Here is a 20200-nt window from a genome sequence, read left to right on the forward strand (position 1 = left end):
TTGCAACATGAAAAAATTTACGAGCTACATAATTATCGGGGTAATGGTGATCAGCGCTTCCTGCAAAAAGGATTTCCTCGATCGATATCCACAGGATGCTATTTCTCCTGAACTGTTCTTTAAAACCGAGGAAGACCTTTCCCTCTATGTGAACGGACTTCTTAACCAGGCAGGCACCGATGAATACCTCGGGGATCAGAACAGCGACAACGCCGCTACTACTGCTGCTGTGGAAATAAAAAATATCATGATCGGTTCACCCAGCTCTCAAACCATTACCAGCGGCTGGGAGTGGAACAGGCTCCGTGACGTGAATTACTTCCTCGACAATTACAACAAGGCCGCTGTTACCCAGGACATCAAAGATCATTATGCCGGGCTGGCCAGGTATTACCGCGCCCGGTTTTACTTTAATAAAATCGCCCGCTATTCTGATGTTCCCTGGTATGGCAGGACATTGAATCCCGGCGATGCTGACCTGCTCAAAGCCCGCGATCCCCGCACCATGGTGGTAGACAGTATGATGGCCGACCTGGTGTTTGCCACTACACACATCCGGGCCAGCGTACCTGCCGGCACACCCGGACTGTGGGCAGCTAAAATGCTCTACGCCCGTATTGCCCTGTTTGAAGGTACCTACCGTAAATATCACCCGGAACTGAACCTCGCAGGCACCGCCGCACGTTTCCTCGACAGCGCACGGGTACAGGCACAGGATATTATCAACTCCGGCAACTTTACCATTTACAACACCGGTAAACCCGACCAGGATTATGCCGCCCTGTTTTCCAGCCAGGATCTCCTGCTTAACAAGGAAGTAATCCTCACCAATATTTACGATTTGAACAAAGGACGTGGCGGCAATATCAACGGGAACGTTTTCGGGGATTATGAACAATCCGTTTCCCGCGACCTGGTACAAACCTACCTGATGAAAGATGGTAAACGCTTCACCGATATCCCTGGTTATGATAAGCTAACCTTTGTAGCCGAATTCCAGAACCGGGACCCGCGTATGCGCCAAACCCTTGCAGGACCGGGCTTCGCCCGCGTCAGCGATACCAGGCCGTATATTCAGCGGCTGAATAAAAACTTCACCGGCTACCACCAGCTGAAGGGATATATTAACAGCAACGACAATGTGATTGCCAATAGCGTGGACTTTCCCGTGTACCGCTACGCCGAAGCCCTGCTTACCCTTGCAGAAGCCAAAGCGGAACTGAATACGCTCACACAAACCGACCTCGATCAGTCGGTAAACCTGCTGCGCGCACGCGCCGGTATGCCTGCACTGAACCTGGCCACCAGCAATGCGGCCCCCGATCCCGTACAGGCCGCAAAATACCCGGATGTAACCGGCGCCATGAAAGGTGTGCTGCTGGAAATACGCCGCGAAAAAAGAATCGAGTTCGCCATGGAAGGTTACCGCTATGACGACCTTATGAGATGGCATGCCGGTAAACTGCTGGAGAAAATCCCGGAAGGCATGTACTTCCCCGGCTTAGGTAAATTTGATCTTACCGGCGATGGCGTGGAAGATATTATCCTGATAGATAAAGGCACAGATATTCCTGCAGAAGATAAAAAAGAAAAGAATTCCCTCGGTATCACGCTGGTTTACTATAAAGCCGGCAGCATCGGGGAAAACGTAACCGTATACCTGAAAAATGGCGTTGCAGGCGGCACCCTGGTAACGGAAACCAACCTGCGCAAGTTCACGGAGCCCAAGTATTACTACCGCCCGGTACCCTATACGCAGGTAGCGCTGAATCCTGCACTGAAACAGATTTTCGACTGGCAATAAACATGAATATGAACAGAAGAGATATCCTCAAACACACCGGGCTCCTGGCAGCCGGCACGCTGCTGGGACCGGCCGCGGTAAAGGCGGCTGCAAGCGGCAAACGTACACCGGTACTCACCGTGGCGCATATAACGGATGTGCATATACGTGAAGACCTCAACGCACCCGCAAGATTTAAAAAATGCCTGGAGGAAATAAAAACCAAAAAGGTGGACTTCTTTCTCAATGGCGGCGACTCTATCTTCGACGCCTCCTACGATACCGTAAAAAGGGAAAGGGTTACACAACTCTGGCAGATCTGGGATGAATGCATCAGCACTCTGAAATCATATGATCTCTACAGCTGTATCGGCAATCATGATACCTGGTGGAAGGCGCCCTCCAAAGACGACAGCATGTATGGCAAAAACTATGTAGTAAAGCGGCTCAACATTCCGCACCGCTACTACAGCTTCACCCGCAAAGGATGGCACTTCATTATCCTGGATGGCAACAATGAAAAAATATCACTGGACGAAGAACAGTACCAGTGGCTGGAGCAGGACCTGCAAAAGCTGCCTGCCGGAACGCCTACGCTGCTGATGTCGCACTACCCGATCCTTGGAATTACCCCCATCCTGGTAGGTGGCGGCCACTCCGATCATCAGCGGTTGAAAGCGCTCTTTTTCAAACACCGCGATAAAGTAAAGGTATGCCTCAGCGGGCATAATCATCTTTCCGACAACGCAGTGTACAATGGCGTACGCTATTGCTGCAATGGCGCCATGAGCGGGTTTTGGTGGGAAAAAGGCGATAAGGAATCTGCCGGCGAAGGTTATTACTTTGAAACGCCTCCCGGTTACGCTATCCTGAAATTATATGCAGATGGTGAAGTGGAAAATGAATATTTCCCACATGCCTGACCAGGTTAAATAAGTGTATGCCTGTTTACAAAGATTGTAAACAGGCATATTTTTTTAGCGGAACTGCGCCAGCTCCCCGGCATCGAACACCCATTCCGGTGTCAGCAGTTTTCCTGTAAATCCGGCCGGGTACCAGGGCGTGGCACCACCCGGATTTTTCAGTACATGGATGTTCTGCGCAGGCATGTAACTTTGCGCCAGCAGGAAAATTCTTTCACCGGCAGCATTCTCCGCCACATCCATTACAATCACTGCATGACCAGGGGAACCACCTTTAATAAACACATTTCCCGGCAGTATTTTACGTGTATCCTTTACCGGTAGTAGCTCCTTGCTGAGCGATAAGGTGCCTGCCCAGGAGAATACGGTTTCGAGGTAATTGCTGAAACAGGCCGGCCCGCTGCATGCCGCGGCCTTTCTTACTTTCACCAGGCGGTTTTGTTTTAACATAAACCGGTCGCCTTGCATCCAGCTGTTGTAATCCATCAGCGTGCCATCGGTGGCATGAAAAGCAATCTTTCCCAACTGTTTGGTTTGATACAGGTATTCTGCATACAGGCGGATCACGGCATCCGCGCATTGCTGCAGGTCTTTGTTGCCGGTAGAAATATCCAGTACGGCATATTGTGCCTGTTGATTACCCTTTAAATGCCCGTTATAAAGATATACTTTGTTATCCTGCTTCAGGGGCATGGACCGCAGCCAGGCGCCAAAACTGCCGGCCGGTTGCGGCACGCGTGTAAATCCCGCCGGAAGCGGCAGACCGCCTACAGACGCAGGAGGCATTGCTCCATTTGAAAACAGCAGATTAGGGATAGTTGCCGCTGGTACGGACGATGCGCTTGCCAACGGCCAGGCATATACGAAAGTGGCGGGTAAAGTAAGGATGACTATCAGTAATGTGGTAAAACTCCGGGCGCTGATCATAACAATGAATTTCAGGAAAGATGCCGGTACCGGATTTTTCCATAAAATTATTTTCTCAGCGCCGGTGTGAGTATCCGGTGGATAGTAGGTGTTTTTAATTCTTTCCCGATAAATACCAGTGTGGAAGATGGAGTGGCAGTACCCCACTCTCCTGCCGGTTGTATGTGCAGGTACTTCCCGGTAGATTGTACCAGCATTTTTTCAGGCGTGTCCTTTACCCGGATATACCCTTTGATACGGTATAGCTGGTCCGGGTAAGCATTGAAATGAAAATCCAGTACAAATACCAGCATGTTCAGATCAAAGGCTTCCGGCGATTCAAACAATACCGTGTTCACTTTATGCGGATGCTTCACCGGCGCAACAGCCGAAACAGCGGCGCCTACCGGCTTCTCCGGGAATTGCAATTCCTTCAGGGCAACAGACCCATCTTCTGAAGTGGTGATAAACGCCAGCGGGTTCATTTGCTCCAGCTGTTGGGAAAGATAAATCAGTTGCGGTAGCGCCAGCTGCTTTATTTTATTGATGATGATTACGTCTGCACAGGAAAGTTGTTTACCGGCTTCCGGCACCTGTTGCAATCTTTCAAAAATATTTTCCGCATCCACTACACAAACGGTGCTCGTAAGCGCGTAATGCCGCTGCACGTCGGGCATGTGGAACATACCAATGATGTTGCCTGCATCGGCAATACCGGTGGTTTCAATAAATACATGATCCGGCCGCTCTTCTTTTTGCAGGATGTTTCCCAACACCTCCAGCAGATCGTTATCCAATGAGCAGCAAATGCAGCCGCTGGTGAGTTCATACAGCTGGTCTATTTTTTCGGTGATCAGGCCGGCATCTATATTCACCTTTCCAAACTCATTTTCAATCACAATATTATTATACCCGATGAACTGCCGCAACAAACTATTCAGCACAGTGGTTTTGCCCGCTCCGAGGAACCCGGTCAATATATACACCTTGATACGCTCATCCCTATCCATATCTCTGCTTATAAAAAATTAAAAAATAAATACCCAACACAATCAATGGGAGGCTTAATAACTGTCCCATATCCAGCAGGCGGCCAGCTTCAAAAGCCACCTGGTTTTCTTTCACAAATTCGATCAGGAAGCGGGCGCTGAATACACCCGTCAGCAGCCAGCCAAACAGTTTACCAGGCTCCGGGCGATTCCGGTACAAAAACCACAGCCATCCAAAGATGAGGAGATATGCCAGCGCCTCGTACAGCTGGGCCGGATGACGCGGTATATCATCAACCCTGGTAAATACCACGGCCCAGGGCAGCGTAGCTGGCGTACCGATAATTTCGGAATTAAAGAAATTGCCGGTCCTGATAAACGCACCTGCCAGCGGCACTACCAGCGCCAGGTGATCCAGCAGCCACATAAGCGGCACCCGGAAACGGTAACTGAAAAGTACGGAAGCCAATACAATCCCGATGGCCGCGCCGTGACTGGCCAGTCCCTGGTAGCCCGTAAAAGTAAACTGACCACCCGAAAAGGTAAATGGCAGGATGATCTCCCAAAGATGTTCCCGGTAGTATGCCCAGTCGTAGAACAAACAATGGCCGAGGCGCGCCCCCACCAACGTACCGGTGATGATATATACCAGCAGCCGGTTTAGCATTTCGGGCGACTGCCGTTCCCGCCGGAATACATACAGCAATATCATATACGAGGCCACAAAAGCCAGCATAAAGCCCAAACTGTAATACCGCAGCGCAAAACCGCCGATACGGAAAATTTCAGGGGAAACACCCCAGCGTAAAAAGAGCATCAGGATCAGGTTCGTTATGTCCTGCAAACATAATAAAACAAATATAACAAATAAAATAATCTGCAACAACGTTGCATATTAAAATACCCATCTCAGCAAATCTCGACTTGAAATTTTACCTTTGCCCACATGTCGCTATTTATTACATCATTGAATTCGGGAAGCAACGGAAACTGTTATTACATCGGGAACGACAGTGAAGCCGTGCTGGTAGACGCAGGGATTTCGTGCAGGGAAACCGAAAAACGGATGGCCCGCCTGGGACTTACCATGAGCAAGGTAAAAGCGATATTTATTTCACACGAACACATCGACCATATCCGGGGCGTAACTGTGCTGGCAAAAAAATACCGCCTGCCGGTATATATTACCAACATGACAATGATACATGGCGGCCTCACCCTGGAAGAACAGCTGGTGATGTCGTTTAACCCCTATGAACCGGTACAGATTGGTACCCTGTCGGTGACCGCTTTTCCCAAACACCACGACGCTTCCGAGCCCCATAGTTTTATTGTAGCCGGCAACGCGGTGACCATCGGGATCTTTACCGATATCGGCGCTCCCTGCGAGCACGTGATCCGTCATTTTCAACAATGCCATGCAGCGTTCCTGGAGGCGAACTACGACGAAGATATGCTGGACAAAGGCAGATATCCTTATTACCTGAAAAAGCGTATCCGGGGCGGGAAAGGACATTTATCCAATAAACAGGCCCTGGAAATATTTACTACCTACCGGCCACCTTTTATGAGTCATCTCCTGCTGGCCCATCTTTCCAGGGATAATAACAGCCCCGCGCTGGTACAGGAACTTTTTGACCAGCACGCTAACGGCACGCAGATCGTGGTAGCCTCCCGTTTTGAGGAAACGGCCGTGTACCACATTTCTGTCCGCAATATCTGCGAAGTTCTGCCACAGAATGATTAAACGCTTCTACACTTTTTTTTTTACCTTTTAAAAGCACTTTACCGCTTCTCCCTTGCCAGTAGCATCATTCCACTGCCTGCCGGTACTGGTATGCTTTATGGTGGATACCTGGTACATCTAAAAAAAATTACCATGGAAACTATCACACCAACTGCCACTAACGAGGTATTGAACGACCTGATTGCCATCAACAACGATCGCATTGCAGGTTATGAAAAAGCGCTGAAGGAACTGGAAGAAGGTAATGCTGATCTGAGACCTCTTTTTACCGATATGATTGCGGAAAGTCACCAGCTCAGAAATGCACTCGGTAATGAAGTACAGGCCAACGGCGGAACAATGGACTCCGGTACCACAGCCAGCGGCAAACTTTATCGTGCCTGGATGGATGTAAAAGCAGTATTCACCGGCCATGACCGTAAAACAGTGCTCTCCAACTGCGAAGCCGGGGAAGACGCTGCACAACGGGCCTATAAAGATGCGATAGAACATGAAACGCTGCCCGCTTACATCAAGGAACTCCTGACACAACAAAAAGCAGAGCTGAGACGCTCGCACGACCAGATAAAAGCATTACGGGACCAGGCTAAGTAAGACAACTAGTATATCATCAACCTGCAGCAGGGGACGTATCCCTGCTGCTTTTTTTTGGGAAAGAAAAATAACGGTGAATCATTATCTTGCAGGCAAACAATGCCGCTATGGATCATGTATTGCCCGCCTGGTATGACCGGCTCATGAAAAAATACCCGGTAGTAACCCAGGCAGAGTGGCAGTTGCTGGATAACATTGCCTCCGTAAAGCACATAAAAAAAGGAGACGCCTTCCTGAGATACGGCAAAGTAGCCCGCTACTCCGCCTTTGTTATATCCGGCATGTTCAAATTCGCTATCCTGGATGAAGAAGGAAATGAGAAGATCGTAAAATTCGGCTTTGCAGATGATTTTCTCGCCAACTGTGAAAGCTATAATAGAAAAGCGCCATCCGCTATCAGCATTATTGCCGTGGAAGACGCCGTAATATTGAGAATAAATATCAAAAAGCTGCAGCCCCTGTACGACCTGCACATGAACCTGCTGCATGTAAACCTGCAGCTGTACCAGGAACTGCTGGAACAGCAGTCCGAACACCAGTACATCCTTTCTTTAAAAAGTCCGCTGCAGCGTTACCGGTTCCTGCTGGAACGGCGCCCCGCCATCATACAAAAAGTATCACTCACCAATATTGCACGGTACCTGTATATCAGCCGGGAAGCGCTGAGCAGGGCACGGTTGTTCCTCCTGGACCGGACCCGTAACTTTTGTGACTGAGATCACGGCCGCCCAATTTTTCCCGTAATAGTTTTGTATCAAAAAAGATATGAAACAAAGCATGATCTTATTGCACGGACTTTTCGGCGGACTTAGTAACTGGGAAGGCGTTGTTACACATTTTCAGCCGCATTACGATATACACATCCCACCTCTTCCGATTTACAGTGCGCATACCGGCGACCAGCTGGGATACCTCGTCGATTTTCTTGATCAATACATCCGGGAGGCCGGGCTCCAAAACGTGATCCTGGTGGGCAATTCATTAGGAGGGCATGTAGCCATCCTGTACACACACCGCTTTCCTGAACGGGTAGCCAGGTTAATCCTCACGGGCAGCTCCGGTTTGTATGAAAATACCAGCATGGGTAGTTATCCTAAGCGGGGCAATTATGCATATATAAAAGAACGGGTGGCCTACACTTTTTACGATCCTGCAGTTGCTACCAATGCATTGGTGGCAGAAGTATTTCAAACTACTACTGATGCACAGAAATGCATCTGCATTGTAAGGATGGCGAAATCTGCCAACCGTAATTATGTAGCGGCGATACTACCGGAAATTCCTGTGCAAACATTATTGATCTGGGGAACGGAAGATAAAATTACTCCGCCGGAAGTAGCCCTGGAATTCAGGCGTTACCTGCCGCATGCCACCCTGGTGATGATAGACAGGTGTGGTCATGCGCCCATGATGGAGCGGCCGGCGGAGTTCAATAAAATACTGGGAACGTTCCTTACTGCAGGTTAATGCTTACGTAATAATAATTTGCGGTAGGCCAGCCAGCCCAATGCACCTGCCAGCAGGAAAGGCCATAACTGTATAAAGAAAAGCAGGATGTTGCGGAAAATTTCAGCGCCATTGCGCAGGGCCACCAACAGCTCTGTGCCAAAGCCGGCGCGGGTTACACGGTCCGGATTGATGACCACTTGCTCATCGGTTACCTGTGGCTGGAACAATTGCACCGTGAAAGTAGAATAAGCCACATCATCGAGGATTACGAGGTTATCCATCTGCCGGTCGATGGCAGCAGCGGCTTTCTGGTCTTTGTACTCCACCACATCCAGCGTGGTTCCTTTCTTTGCAGGTGTAACCTTACTAAGCTGCGCTTCCTGTGTTTCCTGGCGCTCATTCTTCAACGCATTGGCCAGGTACTTCAGGGTCATATCCTGGTCTTTCACCACACGGTGATCAATAAACCCTGCGGTGGCAGTGAGTGAATACACTACTGAGTCGAGGTGTTCCACTGGTACCTTCAGTGTGAGGTTGGCAGTGGGCGTGTACAGCTGAACACTCTTCACCGAGTCGGTGGAATAAGGCACGCTGAAATGTTGTACGGATTCATTCTGCAGGTTGCTTTCCACTACAATTCCGCCCAGGCGCGTTACCAGTTGCTCCATACGGGAGGTAGCCTGGAACACGTCACTGACGCGGCACCGCACATCGGCGGACTTTACTCTTTTGCGGGAAGCGGAATTCAATTTTGTGATGTCGTTGGAGAAAGACGTAGAATCAGCAGTAGCTGCATAGTCTCTCATTTCTTTGTTCATACCTCCCTGGCAGGCACACAGAGCCAGCAGGGGTATACCCAGGTAATAGAGTGAAAGGCGCATAACAGGAGAATTTAACCTTTATACAACAGACGCAGAAAAGGTAACCTTTCAGAAATGTTAAAGTGGTTGTGACGGGTTACATGATAACCTGATTTAGTATCTTTAGGTAAGATATAAAATACCATGCCCGTACTTCCTCAGAAATATCAGACCAGGAAAGCAGCAATTACTGCTGACTTTATTGCTGCGGTGAATGAACACATCGACCAGGTGATGGATGGCCGCATAGACCAGATGTATCATATCAAGGATTTTGCGCGCCAGTTGTATATTCACCCGGTGCATCTCAGCAATACTATTAAGTTACACACCGGTCATGCACCGTGCTACTTTTTTGAAATGAGATTAATGGAAGAAGCCAGGAAGATGTTACAGAATCCATCGCTCACGGTGACGGAAATTGCCACCAAGCTAACATTCGACAACTCCAATTTTACTAAATTTTTCAAACGGTTTGAAGGCGTTACGCCGTCCCAATACCGGCTGCAGCATGCGGCTGCCTCAGAGGTAGCGTTGCAGGTAAATGGGCTTTAAGAAGTAATAATTATTCAGGGGCTTGTTATCGAACAGGTCGCCGTCATCAAAATAAAATCCGTTGGTGAACTCTGTTTTGGAGTTGAGTTGTATTTTACCGGTGTTGTGCTCTACTATAAAATACACCGGGATGATCACATGATACTTACCGCTTTTCCCGGTAAATTTATTCCATTTAATATCCAGTTCTTCCAGCCTGAAAAGGCGGGGCTTCAGGTTGCCGGCTACATTGGTGGAGCAATCCAGCTTAGTGATCACACCATGATCCACCTCTGCTTTCAGTGAAAAAGCGAGGCTGGTAGCACCGCCCTTCATGGGCACGAGGGCTGAATCCATAAACCGGCTTAGCTGCTGATAAGTGTCGTTGAAAGAAGGGGTTTGGGCTATGGAGCTGATACCGGAAAAAAGAATACCTATGTGGAGGAAAATGATATAGAAACAGTTAAATCTCATAATATCAGTTTTTCATCTGGAATAACGTTCACGCCTATCCTGTTTTTACTGCATAGTTAAGTTACGATTTCTTCCGGCTAAAAAGAGCGCAGGCGTAGAAAAAATTCAATATAATTGAAACGCACGAGGTTGCATATGGCAGGTAAATATTATTTAAGAGCCGTTGTCTTTCTCCCGGCGGAGCTGAGGGAGAAAGACAACAACAGAGATGTTTACACACTGGCCGGCTGCGGTATTGCCGCCTTCAGCTTTTACGGTGCAGGCAATGCGCGATCCCTATTTCCAGGCAGGGGATGCAGGAAAGTGATCAATATGCCTTTTTGATCAGAATTTAATCGTTTTTCCTGTACGGACCGACTCGCGGGCAGCCGCCAGGATGCGCACCACAATTACATTATTAGCCGGTGCATACAATCCATCTGCCGGCATGGTTACTTTACCATTCAGCACGTCTATCAGGTAGTTGAACGGATCTTCATATACGGGTATATCCGTTGCCGTTATACGGCGTGTGATGGCGGGCGACCGTTCACTATTGCGTTGAATAAGGGTATTCTTATCGGCGGCAATGAGATAGCCTTTGTCGCCATACACTTCCATATCCTTCCGGCTGAAGCTCCAGTTCCACGAGGCCTGGATGGTACACTGCGTATCGCCGTAGTCCACCAGGATAGTGGCGTCATCTTCCACTTTTGGATACACCTGTGGTTTAAAGTGACGCGCCACCGCGGTAACGGATACGGGCAAACGATTTTTCATCAGATGGGTCATGAGGTTGGCGCCGTAACAGCCAAAGTCCATGAGTGCCCCGCCGCCGTTCAGCACCGGGTCGGTGAGCCAGTTTAGGAACTCCGGGCCACAGCCAATTTCTTTAGGTCCCTGGTGGCCGTCGTTTACCGTCACCTTTCTCACTTTCCCGGCGTAGCTGCTGTCTTCCAGCAACTGGAAGGTTTTGGCTACGGAAGGGTACCAGCTCGTTTCATAATCAGTGAGCAGTTGTACTTTGTACCGGCGGGCCAGCGAGTCCATATACACCGCGTCGGCCACGGTAGTAGCCAACGGTTTTTCCACCATAATATGAATATGCCGGGGTGCGGCGGCCTCCACCACTTCCCGGTGGGCCTTGATGGAGCCAAATGCCAGCACTGCAGCGGGCTTTACCGCATCCAGCATTTTACCGAGATCCGTATAAAAGATATTTTCAGGAAGATGATATTGCCTGGCCCTCAATTTAGCGACGGCCGTATCAGGCTCGTAGATGCCGGCAATTTGAATGTCCCCTTTGTTTGGGCGACCAAGAATAAAAGCCGCATGCCCATGTGATACACCGGCAACGGCTACACGCAGTTGTTGGGCCATAATGCAACCAAACACATGCATCAGCAGGAAAGTAAAAATAACAGAACGCATCCCTAAATCTAGGAAATATGTGCAGCTTTTAATAATAGAATAGATAAACGGTCAATGGCCGTCAGAAAATTACAGGCTCACCGCTATTTTAATGACTACTTTCCTTACCGGCATAGGCGTGCTTACCTTGATGTTTGGCATGTGCAGGTCCGTAGGAAAGAAAATGGCAAACATGCCCTTTTCCAACCGGGAGAAAAACATCGGATGCTCTGCAAACAACTGGTAGTCCGCAGTTTCATCATAGGCTTTGGAAGGCGCCTGTTCACGCAGGAAGTCGTGGCCAATCAGTTCAGAACCTGACACCATATACTGGATATCGATGTACTTCTTATGCGCTTCCATTTGCTCCGTGGAAGCGTCTACGGTATCATATTCATTGACAATAGCGAAGATATTGCTTCCATCGATTTCGTACTTCCCCTTTTCCAGGCCGGCCAGGTCTGTTTGTGCCAGGTACTCAAAAGCCTTGATAAATTTAACTCCCAGGCGGTAGTAAAGATGGGCATTCTGCAGTGTATCCAGTATCATGTTTTGTAAAAAGGTGTTAATAAGGCGGCAAGATACTTTTTTTTCTATATACCAAACCTTCCGGCGCTATTCTACTTCTTTAACAGGTGAGGCTGAACAGCTTTCTCCCAGATGGCGTATCCCTTTTTATTCATGTGCAGCATGTCATTGAGAAACAGCTCCTCGCGCGACTTCCCCGTTTTGTCGAGCATCAGCGAAAAGATATCGACGTATACGATATGTTTTTCTTTGGAGATGTAATCTTTGATCAGTGCATTCGACTGCTTCACTTTCTCCACGTACTTCACCCGGGAAGGACTGGGTTTCATAGAAATATACACCAGCGGTGTTTCCGGCAGTTTACTTCTGATAGTTGTATACAGCACTTTAAATCTTTGCAGCAGGGAATCTGCGGTGGCTTTCTCATCCACTATATCATTTTCTCCTACGTAGATCACTACCTGGCGGGGATGATAGGGAAAGATAATATCGTTGGCAAAATAGGTGATGTCGTTTGTAATGGCGCCGCCCACTCCCCTGTTCAGCACTATATAGCTGCTGAAATTCCTTTCCAGGTCGTCCCATTTCCTGATGGAAGAACTGCCCACAAACAGGATCGGATGTTCCGGAGGCGCATACATCTTATCAAATTCCTTGATGGTATTAACATCCTTCGCAAAACGCATGGGTGATTGGGCAAACAGGGATCCGGTTACGTGGAGCAATGTAAAACCCAACAGGAACAAATATCTTTTCATAACGATTTAATTTTTCAGCGAGCTTTAAGATAAATGAAAAATATTTAATTTAGAACAAACTATTACATGAATACCCATCCTGTCAACTTAGCCGTACGTTTTCTGCTGGAAATTTTAATGCTGATGATATTGGGTTACTGGGGCTGGCGCCTGGGTAACGGATGGTGGTCTTATGTACTGGTGGTGGTGTTTCCGCTCACTGCTGCAGTACTGTGGGGCGTATTCCGCATCCCCAACGATCCAAAGGCAGCGCCGGTAGCTATTCCCGGTGTAGCGCGACTGCTACTTGAACTTTTCCTGTTTGGATTGGCGGCGTGGGCATTATACTCATTGGGTTATCTGCGCGAAAGCATTGCGCTGGCAGTAGTGGTGATTATACACTACGCCGTATCCTGGGACAGGACCTGGGTGATGCTGCAAAACAAGCCCTACAACGGGTTTGCTGGCAAGAAGATCATGGGAATAAAACCTTAGATATACCAAACGGTTTCGGGCGCTACGCTTATATTCACCGCTGCGCCTTTTTTCAGGCCGGCATCCGTGGTTTTGATGGTTACCACTTCATTTCCCAGCGCCACTTCGGCTTCAAAGAAACTGCCATAGTAGGCGATATCACGGATCTTGCCGGGCAAAGCATCTTTTTTTGCGCGAACAATTTTGAAATCCTCCGGGCGGATAAAGATGCTTTTACCATTCAGTGTAATGCCGGGCAATCCGTCCAGCACAGCGGCTTTCCCCGGGGAAAGGAGATTATATTTTCCGAATAACCCGGCTACATATTCATTCACCGGCTGGTTATAGATTTGTTGCGGAGATCCCTGCTGTACAATTTCCCCGTCTTTCATCACCAGTATTTCATCTGCCCAGGGCAGGATATCCATCGGATCGTGGGAAATCAGCATCACGGTGATACCGAGCTTATCGCCTATATCACTGATCACTTTTTTCAGGATGCTTTTATGGATCATGTCCAGGTTGGAATAGGGCTCATCCAGCAAAAATAGCCTGGGAGAAGAAATGAGGAGTCTTGCCATAGCAATGCGTTGCTTTTCACCACCCGACAACTGATCTGTTTTTCTTTTGAGCAGATGTGAAATCCGGCAGATGTCGTAGATCTCTGCGGCTTCTTCATCGGTGAGCTTATTGGCATAGGACAGAATTTCTTCCACCCGGTAATTATTTCTCAGTTCAAAATGCTGGGAAAGATAGGCTGTGCCGGGATGCCCTGGAATCAATACTTCCAGCGCCCCTTTCACACGTTTGCCTTCAAACATCACCGTACCGGCATCTGCCTGGGCCATGCCTCCCACAATTTTCATCAGGGTGCTTTTACCGGAACCGGTTTCGCCCGCGATCACTATTTTCTGAAATGCGTGTTGTGTGAAGCTGACATTCTTTAAAATATAAGCGCCGTGCAGTTCCTTGCTGATGTTTGAGACTTCGAGAAAATTCATTCGCGCAAATTAATAAAATTAGCGGATTAGAGCGGATTTTGTCTTTCTCGCTGATTACGCTGATTATACTGATTAATTTGATTTTGTTTTTTGGATTTTTTTGGATTTTTTGATTAATAATATTTAAGGGAGATAAAAAGCGAATATATCCGCTTTTATCTCCCTTAATCCTTTATAAAATCCAAAAAACAAAATCAAATTAATCAGTATAATCAGCGAGAAAGACAAAATCCGCGCTAATCGCGCCACGCATCCCGCAGGAAACGCAGCCAGTTGCCATGCATCACATTGTCGATGTCTTCAGCGCTGTAGCCTCTTTTGGTGAGGAGTGCGGGTAGTTGCTGCATATCGGCAATTGTTTCGAGGTCGTAAGGGCATTGCTCTTTACCGAAGGCGCCATCGAGGTCGGTGCCAATGCCTACATGGAGTGAGTTACCGGCGATCTGGCAGATATGATCCATGTGATCGATCATTTTTTCCAGGTTACAGCCCATGCTTTCGGGTGTGGAGGTACCACGAACCCATCCGGGTACCATCATCCAGGCGTCGAGGGCGCCACCGATAACTGCGCCTTTCCGGATGAGCGTTTTGATCATGTCGTCGCTGAACTGGCGGTTATGATTTACCAGGGCGCGGCAGTTATTATGACTGGCCCATACGGCTCCGTTAAACAATTCCATGGCGTCCCAAAAGGCGTCATCGCACAGATGCGTGGCGTCGAGGATCATATGGAGCCGTTCCATTTCACGGATCAGCTGTTTACCTTGTTCATTAAGCCGGCCGGTGGCATCGGTACCGTTGGCATAACGCCCCGGGCCGTAGTGTGCGGGGCCTATGGCGCGCAATCCTTTATTGTAGGCCTGTTCGAGATACTTGAGGTTCACGATAGAGTCGGCTCCTTCGAGGCTGAGGATGTAGCCTATGGGCTTTTTGTCGTTGGGCGTACCATCGTTCCACAATAGCAGGTGTTGTTCCAGTCCTTGTTTATCTTTGATCATCACCATTTCTCCGGCGTCTTCCATCGCTTTATACCAGGCCAGCTGCCCCTGCGTTTGGGCCCAGGCCTGTTCAGGAGAGTGCCATCCCGGCAACGGATTGTCCGGTGCCACATAGCGGCCTATCTGGGTGGCTACTACCAACCCGATGTTACCTTTCCGTAGTTCAGGGAATGCCACCACCCCTTTGCCACGGTCGGGTTTATCGTTCATGCCGGCTTCTCTCGCACGGATGGCGGTTACCGGCTGTTGCAGGTCCCTGTTCCATTCCAGCGCATTCATGCTGAGATCTAAATGTGCATCTATTATAAACATAGTTCGCAGATATCCAAATGTTTAATACAGTTCAAACAAAGCTTCTATTTCCACGGGAATATTATCCGGCAGGGAGCCAAAACCCACGGCACTCCTCACTCCTACGCCATTTTCTTCGCCCCATACCGCAGCAAATAATTCGCTGCAGCCATTGATGATGTAGGGATGCCGCTCAAAGTCGGGTGTACAGTTGACCATGCCCAGCACCTTGATCACCCTTTTTACTTTATCCAGGCTGCCCACATGCGTTTTAATGGTAGAGAGCATGGTTAATCCTACCTGTCTTGCTGCCAGCTTGCCTTGTTCCATATCCAGCGCATCTCCAATCCGTCCGATGATCAGTGATTTATCATGCTGTACAGGACCATGACCGGAGAGATACAGGTATTTGCCATCGATAAGGCAAGGCTTATAAACACCCAATGGCGATGGGGCTGGCGGCAGTTCCAGTCCCAGGGCCGCTAACTTCTCTTCTGCATGATTGTTTTCCATATTTGCTGTTTTAATCTGCTTATAAATGTAATATTTTCCATGACCAGCAATGATAAGAAAAACCTTACAATCCTCACAAAGTAGAAATTTGTTGCTTACAAAAGAAAAAGCCGTCTTAACAGACGGCTCCTAATCTTCCATTACCTGACACTGGAATCCATTTTCATTTACCAGCATCATTATTTTTCCGGGATGAAAATTCTCTCCTTCCACCCGTAACACTTTATCACAGTCTTCAAGATCAAAATTGATTTTACTATCCGGAAAATTACGGAGCAGCAGCGCAACTATTTCTTTCGCAGCTGCTACCCGTTTTACATTCGTTACGAATACTTCTACCATTGTAATAATTTTGATTACATATATTTCATCGGCTCGTATTTCAACAGCCGCCTCCACAAGGCAATTTGCCCGATACAATTGGCTTCCCGGTAAATATTAAAAGTGAGCAGGTCCCAGAGCGACATTTTCATGCCGGGAAATTCCAGCACATGATCCAGTTGTTCATCCGTTACATTTACCAGTGCTGTTTTTAACAACGGGGAAATTTTCTGCCAGTCTTTTTTAAAAATTTCGAGAGATGGATACTGCTGTGAGTCCTTTATTCCCTGGAAATCTTTGAAAAGATCATTCGCCGTAGATGTGGCTTCCACTTTTAGCAAACCGGCCAGTTCGAACCGCTGCTGTACCAGGCTGCCGGCGAGCCATGCAACGTGGTTGGCGGGTGTGTCCAGTCTTTTATGCGCATCTTCATCAGTAATTCCATCCAGTACCTTTGGAAAAAATTCTGTGTGCAGGTCAAATAGTGGAAGGATGCCCTGCATCCGGGTGCTTACAGTTTCCATATAAATTATTTTTTTTGGTTCTCAAACTAACGGTAAGGTACCTCTTAATTTTTGTCCGGATAGATGCTGATAGAGTCAATATTAGGGGGTATTTGCGCCAAATTCGTTATGTTTGAGTAGATAACTAAAAACTGAAAACCATATGCTACAGATTGGGATCCTGCTTATACGCCACTACAAGCTTTTAAGCCTGGCTGCCATAACAGATGTACTGGACACCGTCAATAAGATTTACTATAAAAACGGTGAGCCTGCACCTTTCAGAATAACATTGGTACATACTCCGGAAACGGAACACCTGGCAGCCGCCTTTCCGGATTATGCGTCGCAACATACAGATGCAGCAGGCGTTTTCAACCTGGTGCTGGTACCCTCTTTTACTACGGATGATATCCGCCAGTCGATCATAGAAAACCGGGCTTATCTTCCCTGGATGCAACAACAATATAAAAACGGCGCTGAAATCGCCAGCTTTTGTACCGGCGCATTTTTATTGGGGGCTTCCGGTTTACTGGATGGCAAAATAGCCACCACCCATGTAGATGCCTGCAGGGAATTTTCCTCTTCTTTCCCGGCTGTGAACCTGTTATCGGATAAAACAGTTACCCATGATTCCGGCATTTACACGAGCGGTGGCGCCACTTCTACCTTCCACCTGCTGCTTCACCTGCTGGAAGTTCATTGCGGCATTGAAATAGCGATAAAGACCGCTAAAATTTTTGCCGTGGATATGGGCCGCGACAAACAATCCTATTTCAGCACCTTTCAGCCTGCCCGTAATCACCACGACGACCTCGTAGCCTCAGCGCAGCAAAGAATTGAAACCAGCTACCAGGATGTGGGTACAATTGAAGAAATGATCAGGGACATCCCTTCCAGCAGGAGAAATATTGTGAGAAGATTTAAACAGGTAACCGGTGTAACCCCTATTGAATACCTGCAATTTACCCGGATTGAAGCCGCCAAAAAACTGCTGGAGCAAACCGGCCAGCAAATGGCGGAAGTCATCTTTAACTCGGGCTACAACGATCCCAAGGCATTCAGAAAGGTATTCCGCAAAACGGTGGGAATGACCCCTTCTGAATACCGGGAAAAGTTTAATGCCGCCAGATCATAAATTCTGATCCCTGTCCCAGAAAGCCGGAGGCTCTATGCCGAGGGCGCGGAGATATACATACCCCTGTCCGCGGTGATGAATTTCATTGTCGAAAATGTAAAACAGGATACTGATGGATTTACCTTCATACTGTCCAAAGGCAGTGATCTCTTTTTGAAATGCTTCCACCGGGATTTTAGGCCACCATTCGTTGAGTTTCTCTGTAATCACATCCCAGAGTTGCAGCAGCTCCGCTTTGGTAGTAGGGGCCACCGACACGCCGGCATCTTTCAGCAATACATCGATACCCAGCCATTCGTCGGTGACAACGCCATATACGGACGGAAAGGCCATTCCGCAAAACTCCATTACCAAAACAGAAAAGGGTCGCATACCGCCCACGCTGAAGGTGAACAGCTGATCTTCCGGGAATACTTCGATCATCCGGCGGGTCAATGCGCGGTGGCCCTGCCAGTGTTTCAGTAACTGATCAGGCGTAATAACGGTGGTAGTAGTTGCGGCAGATAAGGTGTTGTTTTCCATGAGTGTTGTATTTTTTTGTTTACAATACAAAGGAAACACAGGGTTGTGACAACCCTATGTCAGTAGCCTTAAAAAAAGTTTGCCGAACTTTCTACTCCTTTGAATCACCAGCCAAAATATGATTTGGCATTGCCGTAACAGATATCTTGTATGATCTTTCCTACGGCATCGATATCGTCCGGGATTTCGCCCCGCTCTATTTCTTCACCGAAAAGATCACAGAGCAGGCGGCGGAAGTACTCGTGGCGCGGATAGGAAAGGAAGCTGCGGGAATCCGTAAGCATGCCCACAAACCGGGAAATCAATCCCATATTGGAGAGTGCATTCATTTGTCTCGTCATGCCGTCTTTCTGATCCAGGAACCACCAGGCAGCGCCGAATTGTATTTTCCCCGCTACAGAACCGTCGTTGAAGTTGCCGGTCATGGTAGCCATGAGTTCATTATCGGCCGGGTTCAGATTATAAATGATCGTTTTGGCCAGTTTATCCTGGCTATCCAGTTTGTCGAGGAATTTAGCCAGCGCACGTGCCTGGGAGAAATCACCTATAGAGTCCCAGCCGGTATCGGGTCCAAGCTGCCGCATCATGCGGGAATTATTATTCCGCAGCGCGCCAAGATGGTATTGCTGCACCCATCCTGCTTTCCAGTCCATGAGCGCCAGTTCCAGCAGCAACGCCGATTTAAACTGCCGGATTTCGGTGTAGGTGAGCGACTGACCACCGCGTATCTTCAAAAAGATCTGCCGGATATCTTTCTCCAGAAAATCATCTGCATAAATTTCCTCAATACCGTGATCAGACACTTTACAGCCATGCGCGGCAAATACATCATGCCGGCTTTTCAAGGTCTGTAACAGGTCATCATAGGTATTGATGTTGCAATTTGCTGCCTGCTCCAGTTTTTCGAGGTAACGATTATATACTTCCGGCACCTCTACATTCATGGCCTGGTCGGGGCGGAAAGCGGGAATTACGGGGATTTCAAAACCCTCCTGTTTCAACTGCCGGTGATACTGCAGGTTGTCGGCCGGATCATCGGTAGTGCAAACGATCGATACGTTCCTGCTGCGCAGCAGGTTTTGCACGCTGTATTCCGGCGTTTGCAGCAGTTGATTGCAGGTATCATAGATCTGCCTTGCAGAGGCCGGATTCAGTATATCAGCGACCCCGAAATAGCGTTGCAGTTCCAGGTGTGTCCAGTGATATAAAGGGTTACGCAAAGTATGGGGCACGGTGGCTGCCCATTGTTCAAACTTCTCCCAATCCGTATTATTTCCGGTACAGTAACTTTCCGGTACGCCGTTGGTGCGCATGGCGCGCCATTTATAATGATCTCCGTATAGCCAAGCCTGTGTGATATTCTCAAACCTCGTGTCCGCAGCTATTTGCGCGGGCGGCAGGTGACAGTGGTAATCGATGATGGGCATATCCCTGGCGTAGTCGTGATAGAGCCTTTCTGCCGCATCGCTATTCAGGAGGAAATTTTCATCCATGAATTTTTTTCTCATCCGTAAAATATTTAAGTA

At 48.3% G+C, this 20200-nt stretch carries 25 protein-coding genes; 10 read left to right on the forward strand and 15 right to left on the reverse strand.

Annotated elements, in window-relative coordinates; all coding sequences use genetic code 11:
• The first annotated feature begins 7 nt into the window (after positions 1-7).
• Positions 8-1804, forward strand: coding sequence for a RagB/SusD family nutrient uptake outer membrane protein (locus QFZ51_RS23910; RefSeq protein ID WP_429049709.1), 1797 nt, complete (start codon positions 8-10; stop codon positions 1802-1804).
• A gap of 8 nt (positions 1805-1812) precedes the next feature.
• On the forward strand, positions 1813-2706 hold the full coding sequence (locus QFZ51_RS23915) for a metallophosphoesterase family protein (RefSeq protein ID WP_429049712.1): 894 nt from the start codon (positions 1813-1815) through the stop codon (positions 2704-2706).
• Between the two features lie 54 nt (positions 2707-2760).
• Here QFZ51_RS23915 and QFZ51_RS23920 read toward each other — a convergent pair whose 3' ends face one another.
• From QFZ51_RS23920 to lgt, 3 genes are read right to left on the reverse strand one after another with little or no spacing between them, the layout of a single operon-like run.
• Positions 2761-3633: a DUF4846 domain-containing protein gene (locus tag QFZ51_RS23920; RefSeq protein WP_429049714.1), complete on the reverse strand. Its 873-nt coding sequence runs from the start codon at positions 3631-3633 to the stop codon at positions 2761-2763.
• Between the two features lie 47 nt (positions 3634-3680).
• Complete coding sequence (locus QFZ51_RS23925; RefSeq protein ID WP_429049717.1) at positions 3681-4622, reverse strand: CobW family GTP-binding protein; 942 nt, start codon at positions 4620-4622, stop codon at positions 3681-3683.
• A complete protein-coding gene (lgt, locus tag QFZ51_RS23930; RefSeq protein WP_429049719.1) occupies positions 4615-5445 on the reverse strand; it encodes a prolipoprotein diacylglyceryl transferase in 831 nt (276 codons plus the stop codon). Before lgt ends, QFZ51_RS23925 begins: the two co-directional genes overlap by 8 nt.
• 102 nt (positions 5446-5547) lie before the next feature.
• Here lgt and QFZ51_RS23935 point away from each other — a divergent pair, with 102 nt between their 5' ends.
• The 4 genes from QFZ51_RS23935 to QFZ51_RS23950 all read left to right on the forward strand — a co-directional run bounded on the left by QFZ51_RS23935 (position 5548) and on the right by QFZ51_RS23950 (position 8409).
• Entirely contained in the window at positions 5548-6348 is an 801-nt protein-coding gene (locus tag QFZ51_RS23935; RefSeq protein WP_429049722.1) for an MBL fold metallo-hydrolase, read from the forward strand.
• Between the two features lie 132 nt (positions 6349-6480).
• The gene (locus tag QFZ51_RS23940; RefSeq protein ID WP_429049725.1) at positions 6481-6942 is read left to right on the forward strand and encodes a PA2169 family four-helix-bundle protein; all 462 of its coding nucleotides are present in this window, start codon (positions 6481-6483) and stop codon (positions 6940-6942) included.
• Positions 6943-7049: 107 nt separating this feature from the next.
• Positions 7050-7658 (forward strand): Crp/Fnr family transcriptional regulator, encoded by a 609-nt coding sequence (locus QFZ51_RS23945; RefSeq protein ID WP_429049728.1) that lies wholly within the window; start codon positions 7050-7052, stop codon positions 7656-7658.
• A 61-nt stretch (positions 7659-7719) separates the two neighbouring features.
• Positions 7720-8409: an alpha/beta fold hydrolase gene (locus QFZ51_RS23950; RefSeq protein ID WP_429049730.1), complete on the forward strand. Its 690-nt coding sequence runs from the start codon at positions 7720-7722 to the stop codon at positions 8407-8409.
• Here QFZ51_RS23950 and QFZ51_RS23955 read toward each other — a convergent pair.
• Positions 8406-9272 (reverse strand): DUF4349 domain-containing protein, encoded by an 867-nt coding sequence (locus tag QFZ51_RS23955; protein WP_429049732.1) that lies wholly within the window; start codon positions 9270-9272, stop codon positions 8406-8408. The genes QFZ51_RS23950 and QFZ51_RS23955 overlap by 4 nt on opposite strands.
• 123 nt (positions 9273-9395) lie before the next feature.
• Here QFZ51_RS23955 and QFZ51_RS23960 point away from each other — a divergent pair, with 123 nt between their 5' ends.
• Complete coding sequence (locus QFZ51_RS23960; protein WP_370907509.1) at positions 9396-9806, forward strand: helix-turn-helix domain-containing protein; 411 nt, start codon at positions 9396-9398, stop codon at positions 9804-9806.
• Here QFZ51_RS23960 and QFZ51_RS23965 read toward each other — a convergent pair.
• Positions 9774-10259 carry a hypothetical protein gene (locus QFZ51_RS23965; RefSeq protein WP_429049734.1) on the reverse strand — a complete coding sequence of 162 codons (486 nt, stop codon included), beginning with the start codon at positions 10257-10259 and terminating at the stop codon, positions 9774-9776. The two genes, QFZ51_RS23960 and QFZ51_RS23965, sit on opposite strands and share 33 nt — an antisense overlap.
• A gap of 114 nt (positions 10260-10373) precedes the next feature.
• Between QFZ51_RS23965 and QFZ51_RS23970 the strand changes: the two genes are divergently transcribed.
• Entirely contained in the window at positions 10374-10583 is a 210-nt protein-coding gene (locus QFZ51_RS23970; RefSeq protein ID WP_429049737.1) for a hypothetical protein, read from the forward strand.
• On the opposite strand, the gene QFZ51_RS23975 is transcribed toward QFZ51_RS23970, so the two are convergent.
• The 3 genes from QFZ51_RS23975 to QFZ51_RS23985 all read right to left on the reverse strand — a co-directional run bounded on the left by QFZ51_RS23975 (position 10584) and on the right by QFZ51_RS23985 (position 12934).
• Complete coding sequence (locus tag QFZ51_RS23975; protein ID WP_429049739.1) at positions 10584-11669, reverse strand: Gfo/Idh/MocA family protein; 1086 nt, start codon at positions 11667-11669, stop codon at positions 10584-10586.
• Positions 11670-11738: 69 nt separating this feature from the next.
• Complete coding sequence (locus QFZ51_RS23980; RefSeq protein WP_429049742.1) at positions 11739-12197, reverse strand: YhcH/YjgK/YiaL family protein; 459 nt, start codon at positions 12195-12197, stop codon at positions 11739-11741.
• Positions 12198-12268: 71 nt separating this feature from the next.
• A complete protein-coding gene (locus tag QFZ51_RS23985; RefSeq protein ID WP_429049744.1) occupies positions 12269-12934 on the reverse strand; it encodes a GDSL-type esterase/lipase family protein in 666 nt (221 codons plus the stop codon).
• 66 nt (positions 12935-13000) lie between these two features.
• Here QFZ51_RS23985 and QFZ51_RS23990 point away from each other — a divergent pair, with 66 nt between their 5' ends.
• The gene (locus QFZ51_RS23990) at positions 13001-13408 is read left to right on the forward strand and encodes a YrdB family protein (protein ID WP_429049746.1); all 408 of its coding nucleotides are present in this window, start codon (positions 13001-13003) and stop codon (positions 13406-13408) included.
• Here the strand turns inward: QFZ51_RS23990 and QFZ51_RS23995 are convergent.
• From QFZ51_RS23995 to QFZ51_RS24015, 5 genes are all read right to left on the reverse strand, one after another.
• Positions 13405-14388, reverse strand: a complete 984-nt coding sequence (locus QFZ51_RS23995) for an ABC transporter ATP-binding protein (protein WP_429049749.1) — start codon at positions 14386-14388, stop codon at positions 13405-13407. The genes QFZ51_RS23990 and QFZ51_RS23995 overlap by 4 nt on opposite strands.
• A 236-nt stretch (positions 14389-14624) precedes the next feature.
• Positions 14625-15698, reverse strand: a complete 1074-nt coding sequence (locus tag QFZ51_RS24000; protein ID WP_429049752.1) for a dipeptidase — start codon at positions 15696-15698, stop codon at positions 14625-14627.
• Positions 15699-15719: 21 nt separating this feature from the next.
• Positions 15720-16190, reverse strand: coding sequence for a RidA family protein (locus QFZ51_RS24005; protein WP_429049754.1), 471 nt, complete (start codon positions 16188-16190; stop codon positions 15720-15722).
• A gap of 129 nt (positions 16191-16319) precedes the next feature.
• A complete protein-coding gene (locus tag QFZ51_RS24010; protein WP_142688030.1) occupies positions 16320-16532 on the reverse strand; it encodes a hypothetical protein in 213 nt (70 codons plus the stop codon).
• Between the two features lie 14 nt (positions 16533-16546).
• Positions 16547-17035, reverse strand: coding sequence for a DinB family protein (locus tag QFZ51_RS24015; RefSeq protein ID WP_429049757.1), 489 nt, complete (start codon positions 17033-17035; stop codon positions 16547-16549).
• Positions 17036-17177: 142 nt separating this feature from the next.
• Between QFZ51_RS24015 and QFZ51_RS24020 the strand changes: the two genes are divergently transcribed.
• Complete coding sequence (locus tag QFZ51_RS24020) at positions 17178-18152, forward strand: GlxA family transcriptional regulator (protein ID WP_429049759.1); 975 nt, start codon at positions 17178-17180, stop codon at positions 18150-18152.
• Here the strand turns inward: QFZ51_RS24020 and QFZ51_RS24025 are convergent.
• Positions 18147-18674: a DinB family protein gene (locus QFZ51_RS24025; RefSeq protein WP_429049762.1), complete on the reverse strand. Its 528-nt coding sequence runs from the start codon at positions 18672-18674 to the stop codon at positions 18147-18149. The two genes, QFZ51_RS24020 and QFZ51_RS24025, sit on opposite strands and share 6 nt — an antisense overlap.
• A 104-nt stretch (positions 18675-18778) precedes the next feature.
• Positions 18779-20182, reverse strand: coding sequence for a glucuronate isomerase (gene uxaC, locus QFZ51_RS24030; protein ID WP_429049764.1), 1404 nt, complete (start codon positions 20180-20182; stop codon positions 18779-18781).
• Positions 20183-20200: the final 18 nt, after the last annotated feature.

This window comes from Chitinophaga sp. W3I9 (assembly GCF_050434025.1).
In the GTDB taxonomy this organism is placed as follows: Bacteria; Bacteroidota; Bacteroidia; order Chitinophagales; family Chitinophagaceae; genus Chitinophaga.